Genomic DNA, 17,333 nt, shown 5'->3' on the forward strand with positions numbered 1-17,333 from the left:
TGACAGGAGATCCGATGACCTGCTTTCTCTGCCTGCAATGCGGCGTCCAGTTCGCGGCGACAGAGACGCCTCCAAAACATTGCCCGATCTGCGAGGACGAGCGCCAATATGTGCGCTGGGAAGGGCAGGCGTGGATCACGCCGGAGGAACTTGCTGAAGGGCATCGGCTTGTGATGAAGGATGATGCCGGCGTTCTCGCCTTCGGCATCGAGCCGCGCTTCGCCATCGGCCAGCGGGCGCTGCTGGCACAGACGCCACACGGCAACGTGCTGTGGGACTGCGTTTCGATGGTCAGCGACGAGGCGGTGGCCGAGATCAACCGCCGCGGCGGCCTGGCGGCGATCGCCATCTCGCACTGCCATTATTATTCGGTGATGGTCTGTTGGAGCGAGGCGTTTGGCGGCGTGCCGATCTATCTCCACGCCGATGACCGCCAGTGGATCATGCGGCCGCACAAGGCGATCGTCAGCTGGGAAGGCGAGACGCTGGCCATAAACCCTTCGCTGACGCTCATCCGCTGCGGTGGCCACTTTGCCGGCGGTCAGGTGCTGCACTGGAAACGCGATGGCGGCGACGTCTTGCTGGCCGGCGATATCCTGCAGGTGACGCCGACGCGCCGCCATGTCAGCTTCATGTACAGCTATCCGAACTACATTCCGCTCAATGCAGCGGCCGTGCGCCGCATCGCGGCGGCGATGGAGCCATTCGCGTTCGACCATATCTACGGCGCGTGGTGGAACCAGAATGTCATCGGAGGCGCAAAAGCGGCGTTGGCTGCTTCGGTCGATCGCTATCTGGCGGCGATCGCATGAAGATCACGATCGAAAATGCGGGAAAATGCCGTAACAAATGCCTATCTTGGTGCGAATATGAGGTTGCAATCCGCGCATGACCCCGAGCCTCCGGTTCGGAAAGGATCATGCGCAAAACCAAAGTGCTACAGCGTCCCTTGCGCGTCCGATGGACGCGCGGCGCTGTAGGAGCGAGCCGGCAAGGCTGAGGAGATCACATGGACACCCACACCTACCCTGTAACCCGCACCGACGCCGAATGGCGCGCCCGGCTGACGCCGGAGCAGTATGCCGTCATGCGCGGTCACGGCACCGAGCGGCCGGGAAGCTGCGCTTTGCTCTACGAGAAGCGCGCCGGCACCTTTTCCTGCGCCGGCTGCGACCAGCCTTTGTTCGAATCCAAGCTGAAGTTCGAGAGCGGCACCGGCTGGCCGAGCTTCAACGACCCGGTGCCGGGCTCGGTCGAAAACACCGTCGACCGCAGCTACGGCATGGTTCGCACCGAATGCCATTGCGCCCGCTGCGGCAGCCATCTCGGCCATGTCTTCGAGGACGGCCCGCCGCCGACCGGCCTGCGCTATTGCATCAACGGCGTGGCGCTGAAATTCGAGCCCTCGGCTTGAGCCATCCGGGTTCGACACTATAGGGCGGCATCTGTCGCCCTTTTCGTTCAAATATCCGTCGCCCCCCTCTGGGCAGACGATCAGACCACGATCATCGCCACCAGCCACAGCGTGGCGCCAAGCGTCATCATCCAGGCCTTGGCCCCGGGAATCTTTTCGGTGGTCCGCCACACCGCCAAGGTCAGGAACAGGCTGTAGGGCACCGACGCGAAATGCACTGCCAGCACAAGCCCGAGCGGCAACTTCAATCCGAGCAAGACGAGCGCCAGCACCGATGCGGCGATGCTGACCGCGGTGCCGACGAGGACAAGGTCGCGCCAGAACAGCCGATCGAGCGGCACCTGGCCTTGCCAGCGTGAGCGGAAAAAGGAGCCGATACCTTCTGGCAACACCGGATGTCTATCCCTGCCCCAGGACTTCGGTTACCGCACGCTCGAAGCGCGAACATTCGGTCACCAGCCAGTCGGCCATGGCTGGCCAGTTGTCCTCGGCATAGCAGTTCACCCGCCACATCGAATTGATGCCGAGGCCCTCGCAACTCTGTTCCGGCCTGAGCTTCAGCCTGTCTTCGATTTCACGCTGAAACGGCTTCAGCCGCGACCAGGCTTGCGTGGCGCCGAACTTCTCGTTGCGACCGAAGAAGACGCCGACCTGGCTCTGCGCCGGCGCGACATACATGGAAAGGACCAAGGCGAAGTCGGGCAGCCCGCGCTGCCAGAACCAGGGTCCGCGCCGCGCCATCAGAGCCCTTTCTTCCGGATGCCGCACAGCGAACAGCGTCCAGAAGCCGCGCTGGCGGAATTCAGAGGCGCGGCGGGCGCCGAAGTCGATTTCGCTCATGGCTTAAACCGTATCTCCGGCAACCGTGTCGGTGCCGGGGCCGGCTGATCTTACACCATGCCGAGTGCGGCCTTATACAGATCGAGGATGGTTTCCTCTTCCTGCCGCTCGGCCTGGTCCTTCTTGCGCAGCCGGATGATCGTGCGCATCGCCTTGGTGTCGAACCCAGTGCCCTTGGCCTCGGCGAACACTTCCTTGATATCGTCAGAAATGGTTTTCTTCTCTTCCTCGAGCCGCTCTATGCGCTCGATGAAGGCACGCAGCTGGCCGGCGGCAACAGTCTGGCTGGTATCGGTGATATCGTCGGCCATATTTTTCTCCAAAAGCATCGGCTCCGCGACTCGCGGACGACTGCGGCAAAATTTGAGCCGGTTCGATGCCCGACCGGCGGCGGCGGGTCAAGCCGTTATCGACCAAGCCACGCGGGCTGCCGCCAGAAGCCGACAACCGGTCCGTTTTGCGAACTCTAATTGAAAGCGATCAGCAGATCCTTGGCATCGATCTGGTCGCCCGCCTTGACCAGCACCTCGGCAACGGTGCCGTCGCGCTCGGCATGCAGCGCCGTCTCCATCTTCATCGCTTCGATGGAAAGCAGCACGTCACCGGCCTTCACAGCCTGGCCGGCAGCCACCGAAAGCGCCGAGACGACGCCCGGCATCGGTGCGCCGACATGCGCCTCGTTGCCGGGTTCGGCCTTGCGGCGGGCTTTGGCGGCGGACGCGCCATGCGCCCGGTCGGGCACCTTGACACGACGCGGCTGGCCGTTGAGCTCGAAGAACACGGTGACCATGCCCTTTTCGTCGACATCGCCGATGGCAAGGCATCGGACCACCAGCGTCTTGCCCTTCTCGATGTCGACGAAGATCTCGTCTTCCGGCTTCATGCCGTAGAAATAGGTCGGCGTCGGCAGGACGCTGACCGGCCCATAGGTTTCCTGCGCTCCGGCGAAATCCGTAAACACCTTTGGATACATCAGCCACGAGGCGAATTCGAACTCCGATAGCTTGCGCTCGAGCTTCTCCTCGATTTCCTTGCGGTTGGCCTTTAGGTCGGCTGGCTTGAGCAGTGAGCCGGGCCGCACCGTGATCGGCTTGTCGCCCTTCAGCGCCTTCCCCTGCAGCGCCGCCGGCCACCCGCCTGGCGACTGGCCAAGGTCGCCGCGCAGCATCGAGACGACCGAATCCGGGAATGCGATATCCTTGTCCGGGTTTTCGACATCGGCAACGGTGAGATCCTGGCTGACCATCATCAATGCCATGTCGCCGACGACCTTGGAGGACGGCGTCACCTTGACGATGTCGCCGAACATCAGATTGACGTCGTGATAGGTCTGCGCCACCTCGTGCCAGCGCGTCTCCAGTCCGAGCGAGCGCGCCTGTTCCTTCAAATTGGTGAACTGCCCGCCCGGCATCTCGTGCAGATAGACTTCCGAAGCTGGCCCCTTGAGGTCGCTTTCAAAGGCGGCGTACTGGTTGCGCACCGCTTCCCAGTAGAACGAGATTTTCCTGATCCATTGCGGGTCGAGACCGGGGTCGCGTTCTGTGCCCTTCAGCGCCTCGACGAGCGAGCCAAGGCATGGCTGCGAGGTGTTGCCGGAGAAAGCATCCATCGCCGCGTCTATGGCGTCGACGCCGCTTTCCACCGCCGCCAGCACCGTCGCCGCCGACAGGCCCGACGTGTCGTGGGTGTGGAAATGGATCGGCAGGTCGGTCGCCTCGCGCAGCGCCTTGAACAGCACGCGTGCCGCCGCCGGCTTCAGCAGTCCGGCCATGTCCTTGACGGCAATGATGTGGGCGCCGGCCGCCTGCAATTCCTTGGCCAGGCCGACATAGTATTTGAGGTCGTATTTCGCCCGCGCCGGATCGAGGATGTCGCCGGTGTAGCAGATCGCCGCTTCGATCAGCTTACCCTCGGCGCCGACCGCATCCATGGCGACGCGCATATTGTCGACCCAGTTCAGGCAATCGAAGACCCGGAACAGGTCGATGCCACCGCTTGCTGCCTGCTTGACGAAATGCTGCACGACATTGTCGGGATAGTTGGTGTAGCCGACGCCATTGGCGCCGCGCAGTAGCATCTGCAACAGCAGATTGGGCGCCGCCTCGCGCACCAGCGACAGCCGCTCCCACGGATCCTCGGTGAGGAAGCGCATGGCGACATCGAAGGTGGCGCCGCCCCAGCATTCCAGCGATAGAAGCTGCGGCAAGGCACGCGCATAGGTACCGGCGATGCCGGCAATGTCATGCGTTCGCACACGCGTGGCGAGCAACGACTGGTGGCCATCGCGCATCGTCGTGTCCGTGACCAGCACTTGCCTCTGATCGCGCATCCAGGCGGCGAACTTCTCCGGCCCGAGCACATCCAGCTTCTGCTTGCTGCCGCCGGGCACATTGCCGTTGAGGTAAGGCACCACGGGTGCGGCCGCATCGGCCTTCGGCTGCGGCCGGCCGCGCGTCTCGGGATGGCCGTTGACGCTGACGTCGGCGAGATAGTTGATGAGCTTGGTGGCGCGGTCCTGGCGCTTGACCTGCTGGAACAGTTCCGGCGTCGTGTCGATGAACTTGGTCGTGTAGGAATTGTCGGCGAAGCTCGGGTGGTTGATGATCGCTTCGAGGAAGGTCAGATTGGTGGCGACGCCGCGGATGCGGAACTCGCGCAGCGCCCGGTTCATGCGGGCGATCGTCTCGGCCGGCGTCGGCGCCCACGCCGTCACCTTCTCCAGCAGCGGATCGTAGAAGCGGGTGATGACAGCGCCCGAATAGGCGGTGCCGCCATCGAGGCGGATGCCGAAGCCTGTTGCGCCGCGATAGGCGGTAATGCGTCCGTAATCGGGGATGAAATTGTGCTCGGGGTCTTCCGTGGTGATGCGGCACTGCAGCGCGTGGCCGTTCAGCCTTATGTCCTTCTGCGCCGGCACGCCTGATTCCGGTGTGCCGATGGCAAAGCCGTCGAGGATATGGATCTGCGCCTTGACGATATCGATGCCGGTCACCTGCTCGGTGACGGTGTGCTCGACCTGGATGCGCGGGTTGACCTCGATGAAATAGAATTTGCCGGTGTCGGCATCCTGCAGGAACTCGACCGTGCCGGCGCCGATATAACTGGTCTCGCGGGCGATCTTCAGCGCATGGCCGCAAAGCTCCTCGCGCTGCGACATTTCGAGATAGGGCGCCGGCGCCCGCTCGACGACCTTCTGGTTGCGGCGCTGGATCGAACAGTCGCGCTCGAACAGGTGCACCGCATTGCCATGGGTGTCGCCCAGCACCTGCACCTCGACATGGCGCGCGCGTTCGATCAGCTTTTCGAGATAGACCTCGTCCTTGCCGAAGGCGGCTTTCGCCTCACGCTTGCCTTCGGTGACTTCACGGGCAAGGTCGGCTTCGGCGCGGATGGCGCGCATGCCGCGGCCGCCGCCACCCCATGATGCCTTCAGCATCACGGGATAGCCGATTCCCTTGGCCAGTTTCTTGACCGCCTCCATGTCATCCGGCAACGGATCGGTGGCGGGGATCACCGGCACCCCGACCTCGATGGCGAGATTGCGCGCCGCGACCTTGTTGCCGAGCCGCCGCATTGTGTCCGGCTTCGGCCCGATGAAGGTAATGCCGGCTTCGGCACAGGCGTCGGCGAATTCGGGACTTTCCGACAACAATCCGTAGCCGGGATGGATAGCATCGGCACCCGACAGCCTGGCGACGCGGATCACCTCCTCGATCGACAGATAGCTTTCGATCGGCCCCATGTCCCGGGTCAGATGCGGTCCGCGCCCGACCTGGTAGCTCTCGTCGGCCTTGAAGCGATGCAGGGAGTATTTGTCTTCTTCGGCCCAGATCGCCACGGTTTTGAGGCCGAGTTCGTTGGCCGCGCGAAAGACGCGAATGGCGATTTCGGACCGGTTGGCGACGAGGATCTTCGTGATGGCCAAGGACTGGGCTCCAGCAACGGAAGGAAGAGAAATCGGCGCAATGATTAGCGTGAAAATGCTGCAGTGCAAACAAATTTGACGCGCATTTAAACCGATTGAAATGGAATCATTGCGCCAGAGGCCATCGCATTCATCCAAACAGCCAGAAAAAGCGCCGGCTCTGCCGTGACGCACGATCATTCCCGGCTAAGGGACCCGGCTCCATCGGTCGCCCCCTGAATGGCAAAAGAAAATGCCCGGCGCGAGGCGCCGGGCATCCGCAAACGGTCTGGAGACTGACGAGTCTTACATCTTCTGGATGTAGGTGTACTTGCCGTCGTCGCCCTTCTTCCATTCGTACATCACGTAGCCGGGCAGCGTCGGGTCGCCCTTGGCGTCATAGGACAGATCGCCGAGCACGGTCTTGAACGGGCCGTTTTCATGCAGCGCCTTGGCAACTGCCTGCGGGTCGTTCGACTTGGCAGCGGTCGCTGCCTCGGCGATAGCCTGTACTGCGGCGTAGGAGTAGAGCGTATAGGCTTCCGGTTCGAAACCCTGCGCGCGGAACTTCTCGACGAGTTCCTTATTGGCGGGGATCAGGCGCGGATCCGGACCGAACGTGTTGAGCGTGCCTGCAACAGCGTCGCCCGCGATCGAAGCCAGTTCGTTCGACACGATGCCGTCGCCGGAAATCAGTGTCGCCTTGAGGCCCTGGTCGGCCGCCTGGCGGATGATCAGGCCTGCTTCGGTGTGCAGGCCGCCCCAGTAGATGATCGAAACGCCGGCTTCCTTCATCTTGGCGATCAGCGCCGAGAAGTCCTTGTCGCCGACATTGATGCCTTCATACATGACTTCCGTCAGGCCCTTGGCATTCATTGCCTTCTTGGTTTCGTCGGCAAGACCCTGGCCATAGGTGGTCTTGTCGTGGATGACGGCGATCTTGGCGTCCTTGAAGTTCGCGGCGAGATAAGCACCGGCAATGCTACCCTGCTGGTCATCGCGTCCGCAGGTGCGGAACACATTCCACAGGCCGCGCTCGGTGAACTGCGGGTTGGTCGCGGCCGGCGTCACTTCGACAATGCCGTTTTCCGCATAGACTTCCGAAGCCGGAATCGAAACGCCCGAGTTGAAGTGGCCGACCACGAACTTGACGCCGTCGCCGACGAACTTGTTCGCAACCGAGATGCCCTGCTTCGGATCGGAGACGTCGTCGCCGACTTCGAGCTTGATCTGCTCGCCGTTGATGCCGCCCTTGGCATTGATGTCGGCGACGGCCGCTTCCGCACCCTTCTGAAGCTGTGCGCCGAAGGCGGCGTTCGGACCGGTGATCGGACCGGCGACGCCGAACATGACGTCAGCCCACGCGTTGCCGCCGAACGCGACCAGCGCGGTCAGGGCGACGGCGGACAAAAGTGACTTTTTCATTTAAACGCTCCCATTTACGGAGTGGGCGTGGATGAAGCTTTCATGCGATGCCCACCCTTATCGCAGAAAGCATAGTTTGCCGATTTTCAGGCACTTGTCACGCCGATTCAATTTCGAGACGGCGTTAATGATGAACGTCAGCCTTTCGGTTTCCAGCTCAAGAGTGAAGCTCTTTCGTAGAGCCAATTATACTGTGTCACCATCTGGTTGGTGCGCGTGTATTGATAGCCGACGAAGCCGAGGATCATCAGCACGATGGTGTCGACGACATAATAGTGCAGCGAGAACATGGTGCCGCCGAACAGCGCGTGATGGATGAAGCGGATCGCGATGCCGAGGCCCAGCATATAGGCGAACAGCTGGATGAAGCTGCGCCACGTCTGAGCACTGGCCTTGCCGGTCATCCACGCCGCCCAGCCGCCGAGCAGACAGGTGACGAAGAAGAACTGCCAGATCGAGGGTTCCTCGTAAAGAATGCCCTGCATGGTGAAGTCTCCTTAGCATGATCCCGAAAAGTTGCGGACTTTCCGGACAAGATCATGCGACAAACAAACAATCTGGAGCGGAATGGCGAATGCACGCATTCCGCTCCGAACTCAGTGGTGTCCGCCTTCGAGATAGGCGGCGCGCACTTCCGGATTGGCGAGCAGCTCCTTGCCGGTGCCGCTCATCGTCACATTGCCGTTGACCATGACGTAGCCGCGCGTGGCGAGCTTGAGCGCGCCGAAGGCGTTCTGCTCGACCAGGAACACGGTCAGCCCCTGGGTGCGGTTCAGTTCGCGGATGGCGTCGAAGATCTGCTTGACGATCAGCGGCGCGAGACCCAGCGACGGCTCGTCGAGCAAAAGCAGCTTCGGTCGTGCCATCAGCGCGCGTCCGATCGACAGCATCTGCTGCTCACCGCCCGACAGCGTGCCGCCGCGCTGGGTGATGCGCTCTTTCAAACGCGGGAACAGCGTGAACACCTTCTCGACGTCCTCGTCATAATGCTTGAGGTTGTCGAGGCTGGCGCCCATCTGCAGGTTTTCCATCACCGTCATGCGCGGAAAGATCCGCCGGCCCTCGGGCGACTGGGCAATGCGCATGCGCGCGATCTCGTGCGTCGGCATCTGGGTTATGTCGGTGCCGGCAAAGGTGATGGTGCCGGCGCGAGCCCGCGGCGCGCCGAAAATGGTCATCATCAGCGTCGACTTGCCGGCGCCATTGGCACCGATCAGCGCCACGATCTCACCTTCCTTCACAGTGACATCGACGCCGTTCAAGGCTCGGATGTTGCCGTAGTAAGTCTGCACGCCCTTGATATCGAGCAGCGTTGTCGCGGCCATCACTTGCCCCCTCCGCGCTTGCCCGCCACGGGCTTGGCAGCGGTCTTGCTCGCGGTCTTTCCGGAGGCTGCCTTTGCAGTCTTTGCGGAAGCATGGCTTGTCGCCACCTTGCCCGCATCGACGCGGCGCGAGAATTCCGTGTCCTTGCCTTGGCCGAGCAACCTGGCCTGTTTGACCCATTCCTCGCGCGCGATACGTCCGTCAAAGGCGAGATAGGCTTCGGCGGCCTCGACGTCGGCCTTTTTCCAGGCGCCGATCTGGTCGAAGTGGAAGATGCCGTGATCGTTGAGCTTCTTCTCGTTGACCGTACCGATGCCCTTGATGCGGGTCAAATTATCGGCCTTGCCGCCGCGAGGCGCCGCCAGCCGATTGGAGATCTCTCCAGCCTTCGCCGTGGCCTTGACTGCCGGCTTGGCCGACGCGGTCGACTTCGCCGCCGTGCCGGTTGCCGCCTTTGAAGCCGCTTTCGGAGCAGGCTTTGCCTTCGCCGCCGGTACGGCTGCCAGCGAGGCTGCCTTGTTTGCCGCGGCGAGCGACCTGGCGTCGACCTGACCGGCCTTTGACGCTCCCTTGGCCACCGTAACCCGCTCGCCCGAACTGTGGCCGACCGTGTCGGTCACCGGCCCGGCGAGATAGGACGACGATGTTCCCGGACCATGCGCGGCATCCGGCCCTGTATCCAGCTGTTCAATGACATCTTCGTCGCCGACTTCGGTAAGGACGGCTTCGACTTCTTCGTCGTCGACGCCGAGATAGGCGGCGATGACGCGCGGATCTGTGCGCACGGACTGCGGGCTGCCGTCGGAAATCTTGCGGCCATACTCCAGCACCACGACATGGTCGGAGATTTGCATGACCACCGACATGTCGTGCTCGATCAACAGGATCGAGGTGCCAGATGTGTTCTTGATGTCGATCAGCAGCTCGTTGAGCGCCGCCGATTCCTTCGGATTGAGGCCGGCCGCCGGTTCATCGAGGCACAGAAGCTCGGGTCCCGTGCACATGGCGCGAGCGATTTCGAGACGGCGCTGCGCGCCATAGGGCAGGTCGCCGGCCGGGTCGTCGGCACGGTCGACAAGATCGGCCTTTTCCAGCCAATGCTTGGCGAGCTCCACCGATTCGGCCGAGGCCTTGCGATAGCCGCTGAAGCCGAACAGGCCAAGCACCGTGTAGCCCGATGCCTTCATCAGTTTGTTGTGCTGGGCGACCAGCAGGTTCTCCAGCAGGGTCATGCCGGAGAACAGGCGGATGTTCTGGAAGGTGCGCGCCACCTTGGCGCGCGCCGGGATCTCATGGTTGGGCAGCCGCTCGAGCAGGAAGGTCGAACCATCGTTCCGGTTGAGCGTGATCATGCCTTCCGAGGGCTTGTAAAAGCCGGTGATGCAGTTGAACACCGTGGTCTTGCCGGCGCCGTTGGGGCCGATCAGCGCGGTGATCTCGCCGCGCTTGGCGGCGAAAGACAGATCGCCGATGGCCACCAGGCCGCCGAACTTCATCGACAGATGATCGACCTGCAGGATAGCGTCGTTCACGCCGGAATTGGCCTTCTGAACAGGGTTCGCATTCATCAGCCGTGTCCTTCCTTGGTGAAGGAGCTTGAGACAGCCTTTCGCTCCTTGAGGAAGGCGGTTGGTTCACGACTGCCGACGAAGCCGCGCGGCTTCCACAGCATGACGATGACCATGGCCATGCCGAACAGAAGCATGCGGTAGAGTTCCGGTGTGAAGTCCGGTCCGAAGACCTGCTTGAGGAAGTCGAGTTCGCGCAACGCCTCGGTACCGCCGATCATCACCATTGCGGCGACCGCGATGCCGACCAGCGAGCCCATGCCACCGAGAACGACGATGGCCAGGATGATGGCCGATTCCAGGAAGACGAAGGATTCCGGGCTGACGAAGCCCTGCCGTGCGGCGAAGAACGCGCCGGCGAAGCCGCCGAACATCGCACCCGTGGCAAAGGCTGTAAGCTTCGTAGTGGTGGTGTTGATGCCGAGCGAACGGCAGGCGATCTCGTCCTCCCGCAACGCTTCCCAGGCACGGCCGACCGGCATGCGCCGCAGCCGGATGGTAACGAAGGCTGTCAGCAGCGCCAGCGCCAGGATCAGGTAATAGAGGAAGATCTTGTAGTAGGCGCTCGATGTCGCGAGATGCAGCACCTTGGCGATGTAATTGGGGTCCGACACGTTGAAGGTCATCAGGCCGAAGAAGGTGACCTTCGGAATGCCGGAAATACCGGCCGAACCGTTGGTGACCTCACGCCAGTTGATCAGGACCAGGCGGATGATCTCACCGAAAGCCAAGGTGACGATCGCCAGATAGTCGCCACGCAGGCGCAGCACCGGAAAACCGAGCAGCACGCCCCAGAAGGCGGCCATGGCGCCGGCGGCCGGCAAAAGGATCCAGAACGACAGGCCGTATTGCGTGCCGAGCAGCGCATAGGCATAGGCGCCGACCGCGTAGAAAGCGACATAACCGAGGTCGAGCAGGCCGGCGAGGCCGACGACAATGTTCAGGCCCCAGGCCAGCATCACATAGATCAGGATCTGGATGCCGAAATTGTCGACCCATTTCAGCGAACCTTGCAGACCGCCGACGAACGACCAGGACATCAGCGACAGGATCGCCACTACCAGGATCGGATAGAGGATCAGCGCGGCAATGCCGAGTTTGGTGAAGTTAGCATGGATGAAGCCCCGGAAATAATAGATCACGCAGGCCAGCACATAGATGACTGCCAGGGCGCGCAGGAACTGCAGATAGCCCGCCGGCTCGGCTCCCACCCATCCGACGAGAGAGCTGTTGACCGCAAACAACACCACCGCCGCGACCAAGGCCACGATGAAGGCCGGCAACTGGAAGAAGCGTGACGCCACGCTGGCCGGCAGCAGGCCGGTGGCGACGTCGGTGATCTTCTGGTTGGCGAGGAAGGGCTGGCCATAAGCGACATAGAGGAAGCGCCCGACAGCCGTGGCGATCACCACGGCGGCAAGCAGGCCCCAGCGTGTCGTCAGGACCAGTTCATTGGAAATGTTCTGGCCGGTCTTCAGGCCGATGAACAGCACGAACAGGCCGAACGATATGGCAGCGGCATAAAGTGCCTCGCGCAACGCGCGCTGCATGGGGGTGGCGACGGTGTCGCGCTCCGGAGATACGGTGACGGCCATAGTCTCAGACCTTTTCGACTTCTGGCCGGCCCAATATGCCGGAAGGCAGGAAGATCAGCACGATGGCCAGGATCGAGAACGCCGCGACGTCCTTGTAGTCGATCGAGAAATAGGCCGACCACATGCTCTCGATGAAGCCGATCATCAGCCCGCCGACCACCGCCCCAGGCAGCGAACCAATGCCGCCCAGCACCGCCGCCGTGAAGGCCTTCACGCCCGGCGTGAAGCCATCCGAGAAGGCAATGACGCCGTAATACATCAGGAACAAAGTGCCGGCGACCGCGGCAAGGGCCGCACCCATGATGAAGGTGATCGAGATGGTACGGTCGACATCGATGCCGAGCAGCGCCGCCATCTTGCGGTCCTGCTCACAGGCCCGTTGCGCTCGCCCGAGCGAGGTCTTGTTGACCAGATACCAGAACAGCGCCAGCAGCAGCGCCGTGACGACGACGATGATGATCTGCTTCAGCGACACGCTGATGCCGTTGATGTTGTAAACCTGGCTGACCATCGGCGGGATCGGCTTGTTGCGTGGACCCTGCGTCACCTGGACGAAGTTCGACAGCGCGATCGACATGCCGATGGCAGTGATCAGCGGGGCCAGTCGGAACGAACCGCGCAACGGCCGGTAGGCGACCTTTTCGATCGTCCAGTTATAGAGGCTGGTGAGCAGCATCGCCACGATCATCATGATCAGCAGCGCCAGCACAACCGGCACCGAATAGAACAGCGCGCCAAGGGCGAGGAAGACGATCAGTGCCGTGAAGGCACCCACCATGAAGATGTCGCCATGGGCGAAATTGATCATGCCGATGATGCCGTAGACCATCGTGTAGCCGATCGCGATCAGCCCATAGATCGATCCCAGCGTCAGCCCGTTGATAAGCTGCTGGACAAAGTACTGCATGTGTACATGGCTCCCCTGGAATGTCGCCCATGCAGACGCATTCCTTTTCGTATTTCCCCTAGTCGTAAAGTTTCGAGCCCGGATTGCAACGTCATTTTTCAATCGTCATGCGTGTTTTCGAAGCACGCTGTCCGATTGCCCGTTTTCCATCATCCAGCCCCTGGACTATCGCGGACCCTACCATTGGCATAACGCAATGTCTTTGACGATTCGACCGCATCATGCGCTCCGTTTCGAAGAAATCGCCGTCAAAATTAGGTGATGAAAGGAATCCTTGCGTTTTTGGCACGATCCATTTTTCAAGCCGTTGCTTTCCGCAAGGTCAGGATCCCCATCACTTGACAACAAATCCGTGAGCGAACGGGTCGCGGTCGTCGATGAAGATGGTGTTCAGTCCGGTCATCCGCGCCCAGCCGCCGATCGAGGGAATGATGGCCGGCTTGCCGGCCACGCTGACATCCTTTTCGACCTTGCCCTTGAACAGCGAACCGATGATCGATTCATGGACGAAGCTGTCGCCGGCCTTGAGTTTGCCCTTGGCATGAAGCTGCGCCATGCGCGCCGAGGTGCCGGTGCCGCAGGGCGAGCGGTCGATCGCCTTGTCGCCGTAGAACACGGCATTGCGGGCATCCGCGCCATCCACCGTCGGCGCACCGGTCCACAGCATGTGCGACAGCCGGTTGATGCCAGGGTTCTCGGGATGGACGAAGGAATATTTCTCGTTGAGCCGCTGGCGCACCACCGGGCTCCAGGCGATGAAGTCGCCCGCCGAATAATCGGCCATGTCGCGATAGTTCTCCTGCGGCTCGACGATGGCGTAGAAGTTGCCGCCATAGGCGACATCGACGGTGATTTCGCCGAGCCCAGGGCATTCGACCGTCAGCCCCTCGGCATGGAGGAAGGACGGCACATTGGTGATGCGCACCTCCTCGACATAGTCGCCGACCTGTTTGTATTCGGCGATGACAAGGCCGGCCGGCGTGTCGAGCCGAAGCACGCCCGGCGTCTTCGGCTTGATCAGTCCGTGTTCGATGGCCATCGTCACCGTACCAATGGTGCCATGCCCACACATCGGCAGGCAGCCGGAGGTTTCGATGAACAGGATGGCGATATCGCAATCCTCGCGCGTCGGCGGATAGAGGATCGAGCCGGACATCACGTCGTGGCCGCGCGGCTCGAACATCAGTCCGGTGCGGATCCAGTCATACTCGGCCAGAAAATGCGCACGCCGCTCCATCATAGTCGCGCCCTGCAGCAGCGGGCCGCCGCCGGCGACCAGCCGCACCGGATTGCCGCAGGTGTGGCCGTCTATGCAGAAGAAGGATTTCTTGGCCATGACGCTCCTCGAAAATCAAAAACCCGAAAAATCAAAATCGTTGCGGACTGAAGGGGGCCAGATCGATCGGTGGAGTCTGCCCCAGGACAAGATCCCTGATCAACCGTCCGGTGGCCGCCGCCTGGGTCAGGCCGAGATGGCCATGGCCGAAGGCATAGACCACCGACCGCTTTCCCGGCGCGCCGCCGATGACGGGCACTGAATCCGGCAGCGAGGGGCGGAACCCCATCCATTCGCGCCCACCCGAGGGATCGAGCCCCGGCAAGAATTTCTGTGCCTTCCGCAGCAGCGCTTTCGACCTGGCATAATTGGGCGGCCGCTCGATGCCGCCGAGTTCAACGGCGCCACCGACACGCAGGCCCGTTTCGAGCGGCGTGACGACGAAACCATGGCCGGAGAAGATCAGCATCCGCTTCACGTCGAAGGCACTCGTCGGCAACGTGGTGTTGTAGCCGCGCTCGGTCTCCAGCGGAATGCGATCGCCGAGCTGCCGCGCCAGCAGATGCGACCATGCGCCGGCGGCGACGACAAGTTGTCGCGCCTGCCTTGTGGTGCCGTCTGCCAACGTCAGCGTCGCACCATCCTGATCCGCCGCGACTTGGCTGATCCGGGCCAGCTCAAAGCGGGCGCCCTTGGCCTGCGCATAGGCCCACACCGCCTTGCCCAGCAGTTTCGGGTCGGCGACCGTCTTCCATCCCGGCACGAACGTGCCTTTGATGAAGCGCGGCGACAGCCCCGGCTGCAAGGCGGCCAGTTCCTCGCCCTCGACATGGCGGAAACCGATGCCGAAACGCTCACGCGCCGCCCAGCCAGGCAGCCCGGCCTGAAATTCGGCTTCGCTTTCATAGAGCTCCAGTGAACCGTCCTCGCGCAGCATCGACCGCGTACCGGAGCGATCGAGCAAGCCCATCCACTCCGCCTCGGCGAGCTTCATCATGCCCGCCTGAGCGGCAAGGCTCGCCTCGTATTTCCCGGGCGCCCCGGCGCGCCAGAAGCGGATTAGCCAGGGCAGAAGCCTCGGCAGATGGGCGGGCGGAATGCTGAGCGGGCCAAGCGGATCGGCCAGCCATTTCGGCAGCTGCCGGATCATGCCCTTGTGGGCCAGCGGCAGCACGTCGGAGAAGGCGAAGGCGGCGGCATTGCCGGAGCTCGTCTCCTCGCAAATGCCGGTGCGGTCGAAGACGGTGGCCCTGCGTCCGGCCTCGGCGAGAGACGCAGCGGCACAGATGCCGATGATGCCGCCACCGATGATGGCGATGTCGATTGGAACATCGCTATTCATCTTTGTACGTCACCCCTGCATGCATGTCCCAGTCTCCGCCCCGCTCGCTTCATACCAGCTCAGAACTGCGGCAGTGTCGGCCGCACGGCGAGCGCATCCTTGACGATCTTCTCGACAGCCTTGCGGCGCTCTCCAGACAGCGGCTGGCGCGGCATGCGAACGCGGTCATTTGTGTTGATCGCGAACACTTCGGCAAGCTTGATGTTTTGGACCAGGTAAGTCGAGACATCGAGATCGAGCAGCGGCCGGAACCAGCGGTAGATGGCGAGCGCCTCCTCGCGGCGGCCCTGCTTCATCAGCTGGTAGAGGGCGACCGTCTCGCGGGGGAACGCGGTGACCAGTCCGGCCACCCAGCCGATGGCGCCAACCGACAGCGCTTCGAAGGCGAGATTGTCGACGCCGGTGAACAGGTCATAGCGGTTGCCCAGGCGATTGATGATCTCGGTCGAGCGGCGGATGTCGTCGGAGGATTCCTTGACGGCGACGAAGCGCTTGTCCGATGCCAGCTCTTCCATCTGGTCCACCGTGACGTCGACGCGGTAGGCAAGCCGGTTGGAGTAGATCATGACCGGCAGGTCGCCCGCCTGCGCGACCGCGCGCAACGCCCCGACGGTCTCTTCCGCATTGGTGTGGTAGATCGGGCTCGGCACGACCATGAGGCCATTGGCGCCTTCCCGGCTCGCGCGCTTGGCGATGCTGGCCGCCTCGCGTGTGCCGGCCTCGTTGACGGTCAGCAGCACCGGCTTCTTGCCGGCGACCTTCTGTGCGGTCTTCAGCACCTCGATCTTCTCGTCGGGCGACAGCATCGGCCCTTCGCCGAGCGATCCGCAGACGATGATGCCGTCGCAGCCGGCCTCCATCTGCAGGCTGAAGCAGCGCTCCATCTCGGCATGATCGAGACGATCATCCGCGGTGAATTTGGTCGTGACGGCAGGAAAAACTCCGGTCCACATGATCATCTCTCCATCTGATATATCAGTGGTATATCTATTAACAAACCCGCTGTCAATGCGGATTCTGTTATGATATATGCAAGATATATCAGGAGAGCGCATTTGATATCCACGGCAGCAAGCACCGCGACGGAGCCGGCCGCGACCAGGGCCTACCATGTGCTCGAGCACATGATCGTCACGCTCGAACTGGCCCCGGCAAGCTTCGTCACCGAGGGCGCTCTGATCGACAGGCTCGGGCTTGGCAGGACACCAGTGCGCGAGGCGATCCAGCGGTTGGCCTGGGAAGGGCTGCTTGACATCAGGCCGCGCGCCGGGATCGCCATCGCCCCGCTCCATGCCGGCGACTGGCTGCGCGTCCTCGATGCACGTCGCGGCGTCGAGGTGGTGCTCGCCCGCTCGGCCGCCCGCTTCGTCACCCGCGAAGCCGCCGACTTGTTTCACGAAGCAGCGCTCGCCATGCAGAAAGCGGTGATCTCGGGCAATGTGCTTGCCTTCATCCAGGCCGACAAGGCTCTCGACGAAGCGCTGGCGCTGGCTGCCGACAATCCCTTCGCCGCCCGTTTGGCCGCCCCCTTGCAGACCCACAGCCGCCGCTTCTGGTTCCGCTACAAGGCCGAAACCGGTCTTGCCGAATCCGCCGAGCACCATGTCGCGCTGATCCGCTCAATCCTTGCCGGCGACGAGGAGGCCGCGGCCAAGGACGCCAAACGCCTGATGGCGCTGTTGCGCGGCCACGCCGAGACGGCCGCCACGCGCTGAACGTCCTTTTATATCCGCTGCG

At 62.5% G+C, this 17,333-nt stretch carries 16 protein-coding genes; 3 read left to right on the forward strand and 13 right to left on the reverse strand.

What is annotated here, in order from left to right:
• Positions 1 to 14: 14 nt before the first annotated feature.
• Together NKH95_RS10075 and msrB are read left to right on the forward strand one after the other, a co-directional pair.
• Positions 15 to 812, forward strand: a complete 798-nt coding sequence (locus tag NKH95_RS10075; protein WP_023811810.1) for an MBL fold metallo-hydrolase — start codon at positions 15 to 17, stop codon at positions 810 to 812.
• Positions 813 to 1,009: 197 nt separating this feature from the next.
• Positions 1,010 to 1,414, forward strand: coding sequence for a peptide-methionine (R)-S-oxide reductase MsrB (gene msrB, locus NKH95_RS10080; RefSeq protein ID WP_127270383.1), 405 nt, complete (start codon positions 1,010 to 1,012; stop codon positions 1,412 to 1,414).
• An 80-nt stretch (positions 1,415 to 1,494) separates the two neighbouring features.
• Here the strand turns inward: msrB and NKH95_RS10085 are convergent, their stop codons facing one another.
• The 13 genes from NKH95_RS10085 to NKH95_RS10145 form a co-directional block, all read right to left on the reverse strand.
• Positions 1,495 to 1,806, reverse strand: coding sequence for a hypothetical protein (locus NKH95_RS10085; protein WP_127270382.1), 312 nt, complete (start codon positions 1,804 to 1,806; stop codon positions 1,495 to 1,497).
• Positions 1,807 to 1,813: 7 nt separating this feature from the next.
• Complete coding sequence (locus NKH95_RS10090) at positions 1,814 to 2,254, reverse strand: hypothetical protein (RefSeq protein ID WP_352891448.1); 441 nt, start codon at positions 2,252 to 2,254, stop codon at positions 1,814 to 1,816.
• Between the two features lie 50 nt (positions 2,255 to 2,304).
• Positions 2,305 to 2,565 (reverse strand): DUF2312 domain-containing protein, encoded by a 261-nt coding sequence (locus tag NKH95_RS10095; RefSeq protein ID WP_013529099.1) that lies wholly within the window; start codon positions 2,563 to 2,565, stop codon positions 2,305 to 2,307.
• 155 nt (positions 2,566 to 2,720) lie between these two features.
• Positions 2,721 to 6,179 (reverse strand): pyruvate carboxylase, encoded by a 3,459-nt coding sequence (pyc, locus tag NKH95_RS10100; RefSeq protein WP_352722977.1) that lies wholly within the window; start codon positions 6,177 to 6,179, stop codon positions 2,721 to 2,723.
• A 285-nt stretch (positions 6,180 to 6,464) separates the two neighbouring features.
• Entirely contained in the window at positions 6,465 to 7,583 is a 1,119-nt protein-coding gene (locus NKH95_RS10105; RefSeq protein ID WP_023811805.1) for a branched-chain amino acid ABC transporter substrate-binding protein, read from the reverse strand.
• A 137-nt stretch (positions 7,584 to 7,720) separates the two neighbouring features.
• Positions 7,721 to 8,068, reverse strand: a complete 348-nt coding sequence (locus NKH95_RS10110) for a DUF6867 family protein (protein WP_023811804.1) — start codon at positions 8,066 to 8,068, stop codon at positions 7,721 to 7,723.
• A gap of 111 nt (positions 8,069 to 8,179) precedes the next feature.
• On the reverse strand, positions 8,180 to 8,908 hold the full coding sequence (locus NKH95_RS10115) for an ABC transporter ATP-binding protein (protein WP_127296224.1): 729 nt from the start codon (positions 8,906 to 8,908) through the stop codon (positions 8,180 to 8,182).
• A complete protein-coding gene (locus tag NKH95_RS10120; protein ID WP_352891451.1) occupies positions 8,908 to 10,476 on the reverse strand; it encodes an ATP-binding cassette domain-containing protein in 1,569 nt (522 codons plus the stop codon). The genes NKH95_RS10115 and NKH95_RS10120 overlap by 1 nt, the downstream gene beginning before the upstream one ends.
• The gene (gene livM, locus NKH95_RS10125; RefSeq protein ID WP_023811802.1) at positions 10,476 to 12,071 is read right to left on the reverse strand and encodes a high-affinity branched-chain amino acid ABC transporter permease LivM; all 1,596 of its coding nucleotides are present in this window, start codon (positions 12,069 to 12,071) and stop codon (positions 10,476 to 10,478) included. Before livM ends, NKH95_RS10120 begins: the two co-directional genes overlap by 1 nt.
• 4 nt (positions 12,072 to 12,075) lie before the next feature.
• Positions 12,076 to 12,978, reverse strand: coding sequence for a branched-chain amino acid ABC transporter permease (locus NKH95_RS10130; protein WP_013529092.1), 903 nt, complete (start codon positions 12,976 to 12,978; stop codon positions 12,076 to 12,078).
• A 334-nt stretch (positions 12,979 to 13,312) separates the two neighbouring features.
• Complete coding sequence (locus NKH95_RS10135) at positions 13,313 to 14,314, reverse strand: 4-hydroxyproline epimerase (RefSeq protein WP_023811801.1); 1,002 nt, start codon at positions 14,312 to 14,314, stop codon at positions 13,313 to 13,315.
• A gap of 31 nt (positions 14,315 to 14,345) precedes the next feature.
• Entirely contained in the window at positions 14,346 to 15,596 is a 1,251-nt protein-coding gene (locus tag NKH95_RS10140; protein ID WP_023811800.1) for an NAD(P)/FAD-dependent oxidoreductase, read from the reverse strand.
• Positions 15,597 to 15,655: 59 nt separating this feature from the next.
• Positions 15,656 to 16,549: a dihydrodipicolinate synthase family protein gene (locus tag NKH95_RS10145; protein WP_352760437.1), complete on the reverse strand. Its 894-nt coding sequence runs from the start codon at positions 16,547 to 16,549 to the stop codon at positions 15,656 to 15,658.
• Between the two features lie 69 nt (positions 16,550 to 16,618).
• On the opposite strand from NKH95_RS10145, the gene NKH95_RS10150 reads away from it, so the two are divergent.
• Positions 16,619 to 17,311 carry a GntR family transcriptional regulator gene (locus NKH95_RS10150; RefSeq protein ID WP_050592699.1) on the forward strand — a complete coding sequence of 231 codons (693 nt, stop codon included), beginning with the start codon at positions 16,619 to 16,621 and terminating at the stop codon, positions 17,309 to 17,311.
• The last annotated feature ends 22 nt before the right edge of the window (positions 17,312 to 17,333 follow it).

This window comes from Mesorhizobium sp. M0848 (assembly GCF_040319805.1).
Taxonomy (GTDB): Bacteria; Pseudomonadota; Alphaproteobacteria; order Rhizobiales; family Rhizobiaceae; genus Mesorhizobium.

What these genes read in the sequence shown, in the direction of transcription:
- NKH95_RS10075 (WP_023811810.1), top strand. Translation starts at nt 15, where the DNA reads ATGACCTGCTTTCTCTGCCTGCAATGCGGCGTCCAGTTCGCGGCGACA.
- msrB (WP_127270383.1), top strand. Translation starts at nt 1,010, where the DNA reads ATGGACACCCACACCTACCCTGTAACCCGCACCGACGCCGAATGGCGC.
- NKH95_RS10090 (WP_352891448.1), bottom strand. Translation starts at nt 2,254, where the DNA reads ATGAGCGAAATCGACTTCGGCGCCCGCCGCGCCTCTGAATTCCGCCAG.
- NKH95_RS10095 (WP_013529099.1), bottom strand. Translation starts at nt 2,565, where the DNA reads ATGGCCGACGATATCACCGATACCAGCCAGACTGTTGCCGCCGGCCAG.
- NKH95_RS10105 (WP_023811805.1), bottom strand. Translation starts at nt 7,583, where the DNA reads ATGAAAAAGTCACTTTTGTCCGCCGTCGCCCTGACCGCGCTGGTCGCG.
- NKH95_RS10110 (WP_023811804.1), bottom strand. Translation starts at nt 8,068, where the DNA reads ATGCAGGGCATTCTTTACGAGGAACCCTCGATCTGGCAGTTCTTCTTC.
- NKH95_RS10115 (WP_127296224.1), bottom strand. Translation starts at nt 8,908, where the DNA reads ATGGCCGCGACAACGCTGCTCGATATCAAGGGCGTGCAGACTTACTAC.
- NKH95_RS10120 (WP_352891451.1), bottom strand. Translation starts at nt 10,476, where the DNA reads ATGAATGCGAACCCTGTTCAGAAGGCCAATTCCGGCGTGAACGACGCT.
- livM (WP_023811802.1), bottom strand. Translation starts at nt 12,071, where the DNA reads ATGGCCGTCACCGTATCTCCGGAGCGCGACACCGTCGCCACCCCCATG.
- NKH95_RS10130 (WP_013529092.1), bottom strand. Translation starts at nt 12,978, where the DNA reads ATGCAGTACTTTGTCCAGCAGCTTATCAACGGGCTGACGCTGGGATCG.
- NKH95_RS10135 (WP_023811801.1), bottom strand. Translation starts at nt 14,314, where the DNA reads ATGGCCAAGAAATCCTTCTTCTGCATAGACGGCCACACCTGCGGCAAT.
- NKH95_RS10140 (WP_023811800.1), bottom strand. Translation starts at nt 15,596, where the DNA reads ATGAATAGCGATGTTCCAATCGACATCGCCATCATCGGTGGCGGCATC.
- NKH95_RS10145 (WP_352760437.1), bottom strand. Translation starts at nt 16,549, where the DNA reads ATGTGGACCGGAGTTTTTCCTGCCGTCACGACCAAATTCACCGCGGAT.
- NKH95_RS10150 (WP_050592699.1), top strand. Translation starts at nt 16,619, where the DNA reads ATGATATATGCAAGATATATCAGGAGAGCGCATTTGATATCCACGGCA.